The sequence below is a fragment of the Haloferax sulfurifontis genome, from assembly GCF_014635105.1.
GTDB classification, from domain to species: Archaea; Halobacteriota; Halobacteria; order Halobacteriales; family Haloferacaceae; genus Haloferax; species Haloferax denitrificans.
The window spans coordinates 607,021-620,991 of sequence record NZ_BMCI01000002.1 but is presented as its reverse complement, the minus strand read 5'-3'; the positions used below and the strand labels follow the sequence as shown (position 1 = coordinate 620,991).

Annotated in this window: 11 protein-coding genes; 7 read left to right on the top strand and 4 right to left on the bottom strand. The window is 68.1% G+C overall.

The window, feature by feature from the left end:
• Window positions 1-2 precede the first annotated feature (2 nt).
• Window positions 3-2,186 (bottom strand): alpha-amylase family glycosyl hydrolase, encoded by a 2,184-nt coding sequence (locus tag IEV64_RS07800; RefSeq protein ID WP_188423563.1) that lies wholly within the window; start codon window positions 2,184-2,186, stop codon window positions 3-5.
• 104 nt (window positions 2,187-2,290) lie between these two features.
• Between IEV64_RS07800 and IEV64_RS07795 the strand changes: the two genes are divergently transcribed.
• Window positions 2,291-4,297, top strand: coding sequence for a DUF7997 domain-containing protein (locus IEV64_RS07795; protein WP_188423562.1), 2,007 nt, complete (start codon window positions 2,291-2,293; stop codon window positions 4,295-4,297).
• A 60-nt stretch (window positions 4,298-4,357) separates the two neighbouring features.
• Here IEV64_RS07795 and IEV64_RS07790 read toward each other — a convergent pair whose 3' ends face one another.
• The gene (locus IEV64_RS07790; RefSeq protein WP_188423561.1) at window positions 4,358-5,497 is read right to left on the bottom strand and encodes an ABC transporter ATP-binding protein; all 1,140 of its coding nucleotides are present in this window, start codon (window positions 5,495-5,497) and stop codon (window positions 4,358-4,360) included.
• 230 nt (window positions 5,498-5,727) lie between these two features.
• Between IEV64_RS07790 and IEV64_RS07785 the strand changes: the two genes are divergently transcribed.
• The 5 genes from IEV64_RS07785 (at window position 5,728) to IEV64_RS07765 (ending at window position 10,194) form a co-directional block, all read left to right on the top strand.
• Window positions 5,728-7,020: a substrate-binding domain-containing protein gene (locus IEV64_RS07785; RefSeq protein ID WP_188423560.1), complete on the top strand. Its 1,293-nt coding sequence runs from the start codon at window positions 5,728-5,730 to the stop codon at window positions 7,018-7,020.
• A gap of 5 nt (window positions 7,021-7,025) precedes the next feature.
• Complete coding sequence (locus IEV64_RS07780; protein ID WP_004044370.1) at window positions 7,026-7,961, top strand: carbohydrate ABC transporter permease; 936 nt, start codon at window positions 7,026-7,028, stop codon at window positions 7,959-7,961.
• Window positions 7,958-9,034, top strand: a complete 1,077-nt coding sequence (locus IEV64_RS07775) for a sugar ABC transporter permease (protein WP_188423559.1) — start codon at window positions 7,958-7,960, stop codon at window positions 9,032-9,034. The genes IEV64_RS07780 and IEV64_RS07775 overlap by 4 nt, the downstream gene beginning before the upstream one ends.
• Before the next feature lie 228 nt (window positions 9,035-9,262).
• Window positions 9,263-9,853 carry a 50S ribosomal protein L15e gene (locus tag IEV64_RS07770; protein WP_004970404.1) on the top strand — a complete coding sequence of 197 codons (591 nt, stop codon included), beginning with the start codon at window positions 9,263-9,265 and terminating at the stop codon, window positions 9,851-9,853.
• A gap of 107 nt (window positions 9,854-9,960) precedes the next feature.
• Window positions 9,961-10,194 carry a hypothetical protein gene (locus IEV64_RS07765; RefSeq protein WP_007274845.1) on the top strand — a complete coding sequence of 78 codons (234 nt, stop codon included), beginning with the start codon at window positions 9,961-9,963 and terminating at the stop codon, window positions 10,192-10,194.
• Between the two features lie 57 nt (window positions 10,195-10,251).
• Here the strand turns inward: IEV64_RS07765 and ubaB are convergent, their stop codons facing one another.
• A complete protein-coding gene (gene ubaB, locus IEV64_RS07760) occupies window positions 10,252-10,608 on the bottom strand; it encodes a rhodanese-like domain-containing protein UbaB (RefSeq protein ID WP_007274846.1) in 357 nt (118 codons plus the stop codon).
• Between the two features lie 134 nt (window positions 10,609-10,742).
• Here ubaB and ubaA point away from each other — a divergent pair, with 134 nt between their 5' ends.
• On the top strand, window positions 10,743-11,555 hold the full coding sequence (ubaA, locus tag IEV64_RS07755; protein WP_188423558.1) for an SAMP-activating enzyme E1: 813 nt from the start codon (window positions 10,743-10,745) through the stop codon (window positions 11,553-11,555).
• 558 nt (window positions 11,556-12,113) lie between these two features.
• On the opposite strand, the gene IEV64_RS07750 is transcribed toward ubaA, so the two are convergent.
• Window positions 12,114-13,772: a methyl-accepting chemotaxis protein gene (locus IEV64_RS07750; protein ID WP_007274848.1), complete on the bottom strand. Its 1,659-nt coding sequence runs from the start codon at window positions 13,770-13,772 to the stop codon at window positions 12,114-12,116.
• Window positions 13,773-13,971 lie beyond the last annotated feature (199 nt).

The window sequence follows — 13,971 nt, the reverse complement described above, 5'->3', positions numbered from 1 at the left end:
ACTTAATGGCTCGAATCACCGACGGCGCGGAGCACGACCGCGTCGGCGACGGTGACGCGGACGCCCCCATCGCCCGCGGCCGCGCCGCTCGCGCCGACTCGCTCGCCCGTCAGCAGGTCGGTCTCGGCCGTCTCCGCGCCGAGTTCGACGGTCGTCGGCCCCCCGTCGAAGTTCAGGACGACGACGAGCCGGTCGGTGCCGTCGTCGCGGGCGAACGCGACCACGCGGTCGGCCTCGACACCATCGTCTCCGGCGGGGGCAACGCTGGCAGAGACGGGTTCGACGTCGCCGGCGCGGAGCGCCTCGTGCGCGTCGCGGAGGCGGGAGAGCCGCCGGTGGAAATCCACGAGGTCGGTGTCGGCGTCGTACCAGCGCATCGTCCCGCGCCGGTCCGCGACGCCGGTCTCCTGCCCGTAGTATATCATCGGCGCGCCGGGGAGCGTGAACGTCGCGGCCGCGGCCGCCCGAAGCGCGTCATCTCCGACTGCGCTTCGGTAGCGCTCCTCGTCGTGGTTCTCGATGTAGCGAAGTTGTACGGCGTCGTCGGGGAAGCCGTGCCAGCGGGCGTCGGCGACGGCGTTGAGGAGGGCCGTCGCCGGTCTCTCGCCCGCGCCGATGGCTCGGAGCGCCCCGTACAGCGTCGTGTCGTAGTGGGCGTCGAACTCGGTTTCGTGGTACGCGGGGTCCCGCGGGATGGTCTCGTCGAGGAGCAGGAAGTCGGGGTCGTCGGCTTTCACCCGCTCGCGGACCTCCTTCCAGAAGCCGTGGGGGACGCCCCACGCCACGTCGCAGCGGAAGCCGTCGACGACCGCCGCCCACTCGGTGACCACGTCGAGCATCCACGACCGGACCGCCGGCGAGTCGTAGTTGAGGTTCGGAATGCGCGTCCAGTTGAAGCAGTGCTCCGCCGCGCCGGGGCCGCCCCAGTCGATGTCGGAGGAGTCCTCGCGCTCGGGAACGCGGACGTAGTGGTCCTCGTAGCCGGGGACGCCGGTCGAATGGAACTGGAAGGCCGGGTGGTCCCGCGACGTGTGGTTGATGACGAGGTCGAAGACGACGCGGATGCCGGCGTCGTGACATCGCTCGACGAGCGCCTCGAAGTCCTCGCGCGAACCGAGGTCCGACGCGGTGTCGAAGTAGTCGGTGACGTGGTAGCCGTGGGTCGTGTGGCTCTCCAGTATCGGCGTGAGCCACAGGCAGTCCACGCCGAGCGATTCGAGGTAGGGAACCCGCCGGGCGAGTTCGTCGAACGTCGGGTCGGGCGTCTCGCCGGCGAACGACCGGACGAACACCTCGTAGACGGTCGCGTGGTGCGCCCACTCGGGCGCGTCCGCGGGCCGCGAGACGGAGAGGCCGGAACCGGGTTCGTCGGCGACGACGCCGGGGTCCACGACCAGCGTGTCGAGAACCGAGTGCCGGACGTACGGTTCGCCCGACTCACCCGACTCGGCCGTCGTTTGGACCGCGACGGCGTGGACCCGAACCGGCTCCGACGAGTCGACCCCGCGGAGCGTGTCGACCGGGACGCGCAGGCGGTCGTCGCGGACCTCGCAGTCACTCGGGTCGAGCGCGTCGCGGTCGTCGAACAGGAACTCGACGGCGAGCGTCGCTTCCTCGGCGTCGGGCGCGGTCTCCGCGTCCGCGACGACGAGGAGGTCGTCACTGTTCTCCTGCCCGACTCGCCCGTCGAGTCGAACCCGCGGGCGGCCCGGTCCGGGGACTTCGACGTCACCGCGGACCTGTTCCGCGAGGTCGTCGTGCGGGGCGAACCCGAACGGGTGCGTGCCCGGCGGGAGGTCCACGTCGAGGACGTAGTCGTCCCCGGCGCGGCGCGGCCGGTCGCGGCCGACGAGGCGGTCGTTGAACGGGCCGATGACGGCGACCTCGTCCGGCGAGGCGGGTTCGAGGGCGGCCGCGGGGACCGCCATCGTCGCCGGGCGGCGGTCGTCGGGGAAGGCGCGAACGGTCTGTTCGTGGCGACCGTCGGGCGCGTCGAGTTCGAGGTGGTACGTGCCGGGAACGTCGGGTGCGAGGTGGACGACCGGGCCCGAGCCGACCGTCGCGGCGCTCTCCGCGGGCGCGTCGAGGACGCGCCACCGGTACGTTGCGTCTCGTTCGGGGGCTCTCGGAGCGAGTTCGACGGGGCGGCCGATCGTCGTGACTCGCGGCGGACCGGGGTGATGCATACCCCACCTCGGGTGAGGGGGGTCCTTATCGTTTCGAAACCGTATGAAAGTATGAAGGAACATTACACCAAGATTATTATCTGCGGGGCTCCCACGACTCAGCAATGCAACTACGCGACGCGCTGGCCGACTACAAGCGGCACGCAGACCACCCGACGCGGTTCCCGGGCGAGCGACGGACGACCAGCGGCCTGTTTTCGGGTCTCGGCGACCGATTGGTCCACGTCGAGACCGACGGTTCGCTCCGCGACTTCGGCTACCCGCTGTCCGGGCTCTGGGGCGTCGAGCGCTCCCGGTTCGGCGTCCGCCCCGTCGGCGACGACGCCGGCGTCCACTGGTTCGACGAGGGCGCGAGCCAGTCGTACGCGGGCGACGGCGCGCTCGTCGTCACCGACCACGAGACGCCCCACGGCGACGTGACGCAGTACGACCTCGCAATCGACGACGGCCACGTCAGCCGGTTCGAGACCGACGCCGACGTGGAACTCGTCGCCTTCGTCCACTTCCAGCCGGACGGCCGCGACACGCTCGTCGGACAACTGACCCACGGCGATGCGGTGGAAGCGTACCACGCCGAGGAACACGACTTCCTCGCGTCGTCGCCGGCCTTCGAGCACGTCGAGGGGCGCGTGCCCGAGGGCTTCGACGAACTGCTCTCGGAGGGCGAGGTCGAACTGCCGCGACCCCGCACCGACGACTGCTACGAGGAGGGGCAACTGAGCGGCGCGGTCGTCGGCACGGTCCCGTTCGAATCGGGCGCGGCCGCGGTCGGCCACCTGCTCACCGACGACACCGAGACTGGTCGCGAGGACGCGCTGGACCGCGTCCGCGACCTCGTCGCCCGCGACCTCGACGACCTCCGCGAGCGCGCCGCGACGGAAGTCGAAGGCGCGGTGCCCGACCACCGCGAATCGGCCGCGATGCGCGACGACATCCGCGTGCTCTCGCTGCTTTCGGGGGCGCTCGGCCTCCGCATCGCCGGCCCCGACTTCGACCCCTACTACGCCTACTCCGGCGGCTACGGCTACACGTGGTTCCGCGACGACGCCGAAATCTCGACGTTCCTCTTCGAGTCCGACGAGCGACTCGACCTCGGCCTCGACGCGTGGCACGAGCGCAGCGCCCGCGCCTACTGCCGCACCCAGCGCGAGGACGGCTCGTGGCCCCACCGCGTCTGGCCCTTCGACGGGTCGCTCGCGCCCGGGTGGGCGAACGCCCGCCTCGAATCCGGCGACGACGCCGACTATCAGGCCGACCAGACGGGGAGCGTCATCACCTTCCTCGCGGCCTACCACGACCGCTGTGCCGACGACGACCTCCGCACCGACATCGAGGAGACGCTCTCGCGCGCCCTCGACAGCCTCGACGACACCCTCGACGACGACGGCCTCCCCGTCGACTGCCAGAACGCGTGGGAGAACATGACCGGCAGGTTCAGTCACACCGCCGCGACGTTCCTCGAAGCCTACGCCGCGCTCGCGCTGTCCGACCTCGATTCGGCGCTGACCGACCGCGCCGCGTCGCGCGCCCGCGAGGTGTACGAGGGCATCGACCGCCTCTGGAGCGAGGGCCGCGGCTGTTACGCCCTCCGCGTCGCCGACGGCGAACTCGACGACCGCTACGACTCCGCCGCGCTCGCGCTCGCGTCGGCCCACCGGACCTACGACCGACTCGAAGCCGTCGACGACGACCGACTGGACCGACTCGTCCACCACGTCGAGTCCGTCTTCGACGGCCTCTGGCACGACCCCGACGACAGCGAGGTGAAGGGGCTGGTCCGCTTCGAGGGCGACGACTGGCGGATGCGCGAGCAGTCCTCGGAGAAGGTTTGGACCGTCTCGACCGCGTGGGGCGCGAACGCCGGCGTCGAACTCGCCGCCCTGCTGGCCGCCCACGACGACGACCGGGCGGGGACGTTCGCCGACGAGGGCCGCGCGCTCCTCGACCTCGTCCTCCCCGACGGCCCGCTCTGTACCGACGAGGGCTACCTCGCGGAGCAGTTCTTCGACGACGGCACGCCCGACAGCGCGACGCCGCTCGGCTGGCCGCACGCGCTTCGGCTGGCGACGCTGGCGACGCTCGACGCCGACGGCGCCTTCGACGGGGAGTAAGTCGGCGGCGACGCGGCTGTCGAACAACGAGGGACCGCGAGAAAACAGCGAACTACTTCTTCACGCCTGCTGCGTCGGGGCCGCCCGCCGCTTCGATTCGCGGGAGAGGAGCGACTCGCCGGTCCGCGGGTGGAAGACGTGGAGGTCCGACTCGTCGAAGGTGACGCCGACCGTCTCGCCCGTCTCGGGTTCGACATCCGAGTCGACGCGGGCGATGAAGTCGGGGCCGACGTCGAGGTGGAGGTAGTTGTCCGAGCCGATGGGTTCGACGACGCCGACGGTCGAATCGACGACGTTCTCGCCGGAGGAGGCAGTCACCACGTCCTCCGGGCGGACGCCGACGCGGAGGTCGGTCGCGTCCGTCGCCTCGCGGAGCGTCGCCGAGAACGATTCGGACAGGCGGTACCAGAAGGGACCGTCGCCGGCGAGGACGAGGCGGTCGCCCTCGCGTTCGACCGACACGTCGAGGAAGTTCATCGAGGGAGAGCCGACGAAGCCGCCGACGAACTCGTTGGCGGGGTTCTCGTACACGTCCTTCGGGCGGCCGACCTGCTGGAGTTTCCCGTCGTTGAGGATGACGATTTTGTCGCCCATCGTCATCGCCTCCTCCTGGTCGTGCGTGACGTACAGCGAGGTGATGCCGAGTTCGTTCTGGAGGCGCTGAATCTCGGTCCGCATCGTGGTGCGGAGCTTCGCGTCGAGGTTCGAAAGCGGCTCGTCGAACAGGAACACGTCGGGTTCGCGGACGATGGCGCGGCCGAGCGCGACCCGCTGTTTCTGCCCGCCCGAAAGCTCGTCGGGCTTGTCGTCGAGGAGGTCCTCGATACCCATCATGGCCGCCGTCTCGCGGACGCGCTCGCGGCGCTCGTCCTTCGAGAGGTCGGTGCTCATCCGCAGGCCGAACGCCATGTTCTGCATGACGGTCTTGTGCGGGTACAGCGCGTAGTTCTGGAACACCATCGCCACGTCGCGCTTGCGGGCGTGCTGGTCCGTGACGTCCTCGCCGCCGATTCGAATCGTGCCGCCGGAGGGCGATTCGAGCCCCGCGACCATGCGGAGCGTCGTCGACTTCCCGCAGCCAGAGGGGCCGACGACGGTGATGAACTCGCCGTCCTCGACGTCGAGCGAGAGGCCCTCGACGGCGACGACGCGACCCCGGTCGTACTCCTTGCGAAGCGCTTCGAGCGTGAGACGTGCCATTACTCCCCGTCTGTTCCCATCGTCCATAATCGTTTTCCTATTTTCTGAATTTGTGATGCAATAATTCGTATTGGATTTTAAAGACCCGATGGTTCTGTGTAGAACCGCTCTATCGTCGTTTCCACGAATTAACGATGCCCGTCTCAGTGGCGATTTTCGCCGCGAATGCGGCCGTCATTCCGAACTATTAAATATATGAACACATAGTTCATCATAGATTCGTTATGCCAATGAACCGCCGCACAATCCTGAAGCAACTGGCAGGCACGACGGCCGTCGGCGCACTCGCAGGGTGCGTGGGCGTGTCGGAGACCGATTCGACGCAGACGCCCGAACAGAGCGGTGCGGAGGGCGACGACGGTGGCGAAGAGACCACCGCGGGAGCGGAGACCGAGTCCGCGGGGCCGAGCGGGACGTTCACGCTCTGGCACCAGCGCGCGGAAGCCGAGAAGGAGGCGCTCGAAGCCAACGCCGAGACGTTCACCTCGGAGACGGCCCACACGGCCAACCCCGCCGAAATCGCCGACCTCCGGAAGAAGACGACCTCCGCCATCCCCGCCGGGCAGGGCGCGGGCATGTTCGACTGGGCCCACGACTGGACCGGCGAGTACTACCAGAACGGCTTCCTCTCGGACCAGAGCGACCAGCTGGACGTGGACCTCTCGGTCTACACCCGCCCCGCACAGGAGGCGGTCCAGTTCGACGGCGCGACCGTCGCGCTCCCCTACGCGGCCGAGACCGTCGGCCTCATCTACAACAAGGAGATGGTGGACGAAGCGCCCGAGACCATCGCCGACATGACGGCCATCATGGAGGAGTACCACGACCCCGAAAACGGGATGTACGGCCTCAGCTACCCGCTGAACGCCTACTTCATGAGCGCGTGGGCGCACGCCTTCGGCGGCTACTACTTCGACGAGTCGAACGTCGAACTCGGCCTGTCGAACGAGGCGACGCTCGACGGGTTCCAGTTCATCCTCGACAACTTCGTCCCGTACCAGCCCAAGGACACGGGCTACGACCCGCAGGCGGCCGTCTTCCTCGAAGGCAACGCGCCCTTCGCCATCAACGGGCCGTGGTTCCTCGGCGACGTTCGCTCCAACGACATCGACGCCGGCATCGCCCGGCTCCCCTCGCCCGAGGGCGACGCCGAGCCCAAGCCGTACACGACGGTCAAGCAGCTCTATTTCACCTCGACGCTGGAGGGCGACGAGGCGACGGCGGCGGCGTCCCGCGCGTTCGCCGAGTGGTACACGACGAACACCGACGTGCTCTCGGCGAACGCCGAGGAGTTCGGCTACATCCCGGTCCACAAGGAACTCGCCACGAGCAGCGACCTCCCCGAGGCCGTCCAGGGCTTCTCGGAGTCCGTCTCGCTCGGCACGCCCATCCCGACGCACCCGAACATGGGCGACGTGTGGGGGCCGCTCGAAGACGCCTTCAACAGCGTGAAAAACGGCGACGCGGAGCTCGAACCCGCGTTCACGAAGGCCGAAGAAAACATCCGGTCTAACTGGGAGTAAGGACGATGAGCGTCGTCGACAGCGCCGTCGAGCGCGTCGCGGACAGCCCGGTGGTGAGCAAGGACGACCTGCCCTTGCTGTTGGTACTGCCGGGGCTGTTCGTCTTCCTCGCGTTCATGCTCTTTCCCGTCCTGTACCTGGTGTATCTCTCGTTCACCAACGCGGAGCCGGCCACGCTGTTCCAGGGCAAAGAGCAGTGGGTCGGCCTCGCCAACTACGTGACGGTCCTCTCGGACGGTCAGTTCTGGAATTCGATGGGCGTGACGTGGCTGTTCGTCGCCACGTCGGTCGCGCTCAAGGTGCTCGTCGGCCTCGGCATCGGGCTCGTGGTGACCGGCGAGCGCGTCCGCGGCAAGCGGTTCATGCGCGCGCTCATCATCATCCCCCTCGGCCTGCCGGGCATCTTCACCATCACCATCTGGCGCGGTATCTTCAGTTCGGCCGAGTTCGGCCTCGCCAACCAGTTCCTCCGGATGGCCGGCCTCGACTCCATCGCCTGGCTCTCCGAGCGCTGGATGGCTTTCCTCGCCTACAACGTCACCGAGGCGTGGCTGGCGTACCCGTTCATGGTCATCATCACCGTGAGCGCCCTGCAGGACGTTTCCGAGGAGCTCCACGAGGCGGCGATGATAGACGGCGCGGGCTTCTTCGCCCGCTTCCTGCACGTGACGCTTCCCTCTATCAAGCGCCCCGTGCTGTTCGCCTCGATTCTCACGGCCGCGGCGTCGTTCCAGCAGTTCCTCATCCCGTACGTGTTCAATCAGGGCGGGCCGTCGCGGACGAACGAACTGCTCATCGTCTACGGCTACCGCGAGGCGTTCCGCTTCCAGAAGTACGGTGAGGGCGCGGCGATCATGCTGGTCGCCGTGGCCGTCATCGGCGTCTTCATGATGCTGAACGTCAAGAAGGGACAGCTCGCCGACGGGGTGGACGACGCATGAGCGTCGTCTCAGATATCGCGTCCGAACTCGCCGACGACGCGCGGAACGCCGCGATGGCTCCCGTCGAGTCGGTCAAGGACGCCAAGTACACCCTCGAAGGCGTCCGCGAGGGGCGCATCAGCCCCGCGACGGTGCTGAAGACCGCCGGAATCACCCTCGGTGCCGCGGTCGTCGTCGCGCTCCTGTTGTTCCCGCTGTACTGGGTCGCCGTCGGTGCCTTCTCGGGCACCGGCGCGTCGCTGTACTCGTCGAGCGGGATTCGCCTGTGGCCGGCCGACCCGACCATCGAGCCGTTCCTCTGGGTCGTCGGCGACCTCATCGTCCCGAGCTACCGTATCAGCCTCGCCCTCGGCGGCTACGAGGTGTTCCTCCAGACGCCCGAACTGACGTTCCTCGACGTGTCGCAGTACGGCGTCACGGAGACATCTGAGTTCAAGCGGTTCTTCGCCAACAGCCTCACCGTGGCGGTTCCGACGGTGATACTCGCCATGTGTCTCATCGTCCCCGGCGCGTACGCGCTGTCTCGTCGGCAGTTCATCGGCCGCTCGAAGGTGCTGTACGGTTACGTCCTGTTCACCCAAATCGGCGGCGGGCTGGGCGTCGCGCTCCTCATCGCGCTCTACGCCCTGTTCGTCCAGTTCGGCTTCAACGACGACAAACTCGCGCTGTCGGCGTACTACGCGGCCACCGCGGTCCCGTTCAACACGTGGCTCCTGAAGACGTACATGGACGGGATTCCCGTCTCCTACGAGGAGGCGGCGATGATAGACGGCGCGCCGTCGTGGAAAATCGTCACCGAGATCATCCTGCCGCTGTCGAAGGCGGGGCTGGCGACGGTGTTCATCTTCACCTTCCTCACCGGGTGGACCGAGTTCGTCGTCGCCCAGACGCTGTTGTCGACGGACAACTACACCCTCCCCGTCGGGCTGTACTCGCTCGTCGGCCGGTACTCCATCCCGTGGGCCCGGTTCTCGGCGTTCGCGCTCACGTTCGCCGCGCCCATCGTGCTCATCTACCTGTTCGCACAGCGCTACATCGAAGGTGGCCTGTCGTTCGGCGGGATGGAAGGCTGAGCCGCGGCGGGCGCACCCTCGATACCGTCTTTTTCGGCCGGTTCACCGCGCCAGTCGGTGGCACACGCGTCGCGAGAATCCGAAGTCCTTAACCCTCCCCTGTTGGTAGTTCCGCCAACTCGCTGGCAATGCGGGCACGCCAGAGGGCACCCGTCACGCACGGGACGAAATGTGGTCTCAGGGGAGTTCCCCGACGGACTGAATCGCAAGCGCCCGCGGTGATACACAATGGCACGAAGCTTCTATTCCCACATCAAGGAAGCGTGGAAGACCCCGAAGGAAGGCAAGCTGGCCGAACTCCAGTGGCAGCGAAAACAGGAGTGGCGCGAGCAGGGCGCTATCGAGCGCATCGAGCGCCCCACCCGCCTCGACAAGGCCCGTGAGCTCGGCTACAAGGCCAAGCAGGGCATCATCGTGGTCCGCGTCTCCGTCCGCAAGGGCGGCGCGCGCAAACAGCGCCACAAGGCCGGCCGCCGCACGAAGCGCCAGGGCGTCAACCGCATCGGCCGCCGCAAGTCCATCCCGCGCATCGCGGAGGAGCGCGCCTCGCGCAAGCACCCCAACCTGCGCGTGCTGAACTCCTACGGCGTCGGACAGGACGGCTCCCAGAAGTGGCAGGAAGTCATCCTCGTCGACCCCGAGCACCCGGCCATCCAGAACGACGACGACCTCAACTGGATCTGCGACGACACCCACGAGGGCCGCGCCTTCCGCGGTCTCACCAACGCGGGCAAGAAGAACCGCGGTCTCCAGAACCGCGGCAAGGGCACGGAGCACAACCGTCCCTCCATCCGCGCCGGCAACGGCCGCGGCAAGTAACGCCCCGCGCACCGCGCCGATTTCTCTCTTTATCGACCGTCGAGCCGCGGCTCCGTCTCGAAGCACCCACGCTTATCGCGGCGGGGCCGGACCATCGAATCGACCCCATGGTCAGTATCGAACTCAGCGGGCCGATACTCGTTGCCGCCGCGGTCCTCGGCGCGGCGTGGCTATACCGCGACGCGAAGCGCCGAGCGATGGACACGGCAGACATGTGGGCCGTCGGGTTCTTCGTCGCGTTCGTCCTCCTGCCGGTTCTCGGCGGCCTCGCCGTCCTCGCCTTCTACCTCCAGAATCGAAACCGGCGGCGGGGGTCGCCCGTCGCGGTTCCCGGGAAGTAGGTTCGGGCGTCGCTCTGCGGGTCGAAAAGGGCCGTCGGTGAGAAACTCGTCGGCGACTCAGAACGGCGACGTGGGACCGAGGTCCGCCTCGCCCTCGCTTTCGGAGCCGTCTTCGACCGCGCCGTCCCACGCGTCGAAGCCGCCGCGGAGGCTGGACACGTCGGCGTCGACGTTGCTGTCCAGCACCGAGGCGACCTGCTTCGAACTCTTGCCGACGTAACACGAGACGACGACCTCGGCGGGCCACTCGCGGTCGAACACCTCGGGGCCGAGCGTCGCCGCCGGGAGGTTCTCCGAGTCGGGGATGTGACCGGACGCGTACGACGAGGGGTCTCGGATGTCGACGACGGCGAGGTCATCGTCGTCGTCGGCCAGTTTCTCGCGGAGTTCGTCGGGCGTCGTCTCGGCGACCATACCCGACGTGAGCGGGCGGAGCGTCAAAGGCGCGTCGCTTCCGGCGATGTCGTCGCCAGCGGCGACGGTTCGGGTCCGAGAAGCGGGCGCGCCCGTGCCGCGGCTTTATTCTGGGGCGACGCCAACCTCGGGATATGACGCTCTCACTCGACGCCACCCAGTTGGACCGCTACTCGCGGCACATCATCATGGACGAGGTCGGCCCCGAGGGCCAAGGGCGACTGCTCTCCGCGCGGGTCGTCGTCGTCGGCGCGGGCGGGTTGGGCGCGCCGGCCATCCAGTACCTCGCGGCGGTCGGCGTCGGCGAACTCGTCGTCGTCGACGACGACGTTGTCGAGCGGAGCAACCTCCAGCGGCAGGTCATCCACCGCGACGACGACGTGGGGACGCCGAAGGCAGAGAGCGCCGCCGCGTTCGTCCGCGGGCTCAACCCCGACGTGTCGGTCGAACCGGTCGAGGCCCGCGTGGACAAGTCGAACGTCCACGAGGTCGTCGCCGACGCGGACGTGGTGGTCGACGCCTCGGACAACTTCCCGACGCGCTACCTGCTCAACGACGTCTGCCGATTCGAGGGAATCCCGCTGGTCCACGGCGCGATATACAAGTTCGAGGGACAGGCGACGACGATCGTCCCCGAGGGGCCGTGTTACCGGTGTCTGTTCCCCGAAGCGCCCGAACCGGGGACCGTCCCCGACTGCGCGACGACCGGCGTCCTCGGCGTCCTCCCCGGCACGGTCGGCTGTATTCAGGCGACTGAAGCGATGAAGCTCCTCCTCGACGAGGGCGAGGTGCTCGACGGCCGGCTCCTGTTTTACGACGCGATGGACATGACGTTCGAGACGGTGCCGTACCGGAAGAACCCGGAGTGCCCCGTCTGCGGCGAGGGCGGCGTCGACTCCATCGAGGACATCGACTACGTCGAGAGCTGTGCAATCAGCCTCGACTGAGGAGGGCGCGTAGTCAGCAGAGCGTCTCCGCGATTCGACACCCGACTGGGGGCCATCAACGGATACGGCAGGTGGTCCAGAGCCGACGAATCTGATGGCGATAATCCACTCCCCAGTAGGCGGGTTCACCACTCGCCTAATCGTGTGCGGCGGGACGTACACGAAGTCGCCTGCGTCGAGTTCGACCGATTCCCGACCGGCCGGTCCGTACTCCAGAACGGAGTGACCAACCACGACGTACCCGTAGACGTGGCGGTCACCGTTGTGATGCCATCCGGTTGTGACTCCACCGGCGACCCGCGACTGAACCACGATGGCATCCTCGGTTTCGAATATCTCTCGTCGTGAAACGTCGGTGGATTCGTCTGGGTCTCCCAACCTGGCCCGTGTACCGACGGTAACGTCTTCCATGCCGGTAACCCGTCTACCTACGACTGGCAACGAGATACCCGCTCTCTCGAAAGCATCACCGGTAGATTCGCGCGCTGTATTCAGCACGGCCTCAGCAAACGATCAGTCGCTGAGGACACCAACAGAATCACCGCCACGGGAGGCGCGCTACCGGTCGAACTGGAACCCGCCGAGCTCGTCGTCCGAGCCGCCGTCGGTCGCCGCGCGAACCGAGTCGGCGTCCCCGCCGTCGGCCACGTCGTCGAAGTCCATCGCGTCCAGTTCCTCGACCGCCGCGGCGTCGCCGCCGACGAGGGCGTCGACCCGGTCGGCGAGCGCGTCGAGCGCGACCGTCTGGTCGGCCGTCGCGTCGGTGATGTCGGTCGTCGACGACTCGGCGGCGGTCGCGTGCTCTCGGGCCGTCTGAATCGTGCTCGTGACCTCCTCGATGTTCGTCGCCTGCGAGTCGGTCGCGCGGGCGACCTCGGTGACGCCGTTGGCCGCGGAGTCCGCGGCGTCGGCGATTTCGGAGAGCGAGGCGAGCACGTCCTCGATTTCGCCGGAGGCGACCTGAATCTGCTCGTGGGACTGCTCGGAGGCCAGCACCGTCTCGTCGGCCTGTTCCTGAATCTCGGCGATGCTGTCGGCGATTTCCTCGGTGTGCTCGTGGGTCTGGTTCGCGAGCTGTTTGACCTCGTCGGCGACGACCGAGAAGCCCTCGCCGGCCTCGCCCGCGCGGGCGGCCTCGATGTTCGCGTTGAGCGCGAGCAGGTTCGTCCGGTCTGCGACCTCGGCGATGACCTCGACGACCTCCTCGATGACGCCCATGCGCTGTTGCAGTTCGGTCACGCTGTCGAGCAGTTCGTCGGAGATGTCGATGACTTGGTCGGTCGCGGTCCGGATGCTCTGTCCGGCCTCGTGGCCGTTTTCGGCGGCCACGCGGGCCTGGTTCGCCGCCGACGCCACCTCGTCGGAGGTGGCCGCGATTTCCTCCATGCTGGCCGACAGCTCCTGCATCTCCTCCGCGCCCGTCGACAGGAGGTCCGCCTGCTCCGTGACCTGCGACTCGATGTCGGTCGCGGCGGTCGCGGCCCGCTGAATCGCCCCGCCGAGGTCGGCGGTCGTGGTATCGACCTCGCTGGCGAGGCGGTCGAACCGGGTCGCCATCTCGTTGAGGTCCGAGACGACCGCCAGCGTCTCGTCGTCGAGGACGCCGCGGTCGTCCGTGAACGACGCCCGGGCAGAGAGGTCGCCGGCGGTGAGGCTCCCGATGGTGGTCGAGACCTCCTCGACGAGCGCCTCCGAGGCCCGCTGTTTCTCCACCGCGTCGGTCCGGTCGTGGACGGCCTCGACCACGCCGACCAGTTCGTCGCCCTCGAACAGCGGCTGGGCGGTGAAGGCGATGTGGCGCTCCGCGCCGTGTCTGTCCGTCATCGTGCTGGTGTCGCGGTAGAGCCGCCGGGCCTCGTCGACCACGTCGAGGCCGTGGACCACGTCGGCACCCTGCGGGTCCTCAAGCACCTTGTCGGCGAGGGTCTTCGCCCGCCGGCCGTCCGGGTAGAACAGTTCGCTCACGTGGTCCGACCCGAGCGCCTCCGCCGCGGGAACGCCCGTGAGCGTCGTAATCGGGTCGTTCCACGCGATGACCCGCCCGTCGGCGTCGAGGACGAACACCGGCATCCCCACGCCGTCGAGCAGGGCACCGGTGTGCAACTGCTCGGCCGCCGCCGCGACCGTCCCTCGTTCGTCAGCCTGTGCGCCACCGTCGGTCCGCGTCCGAGCCCCGGCCCCCGGGACCAGCGCCGCGAGTCGCGAAAGCAGGTCCATACGTCTACCCCACGGCAATTGCCGGTATAACGCTACGTCCCTGAGTATCAACACTGATTCTGTGGTGGTACAGAACCGGTACACTCCGGCGGCGGGCGTGGAAAACGGACGGTCCCGAAATGCGGTCGTCGCGCGGGAGAGTCGAACGGGAAACCAGGGAGAGTCGAACCGGAACCGGAAAGGGCCGAACGGGAAACCA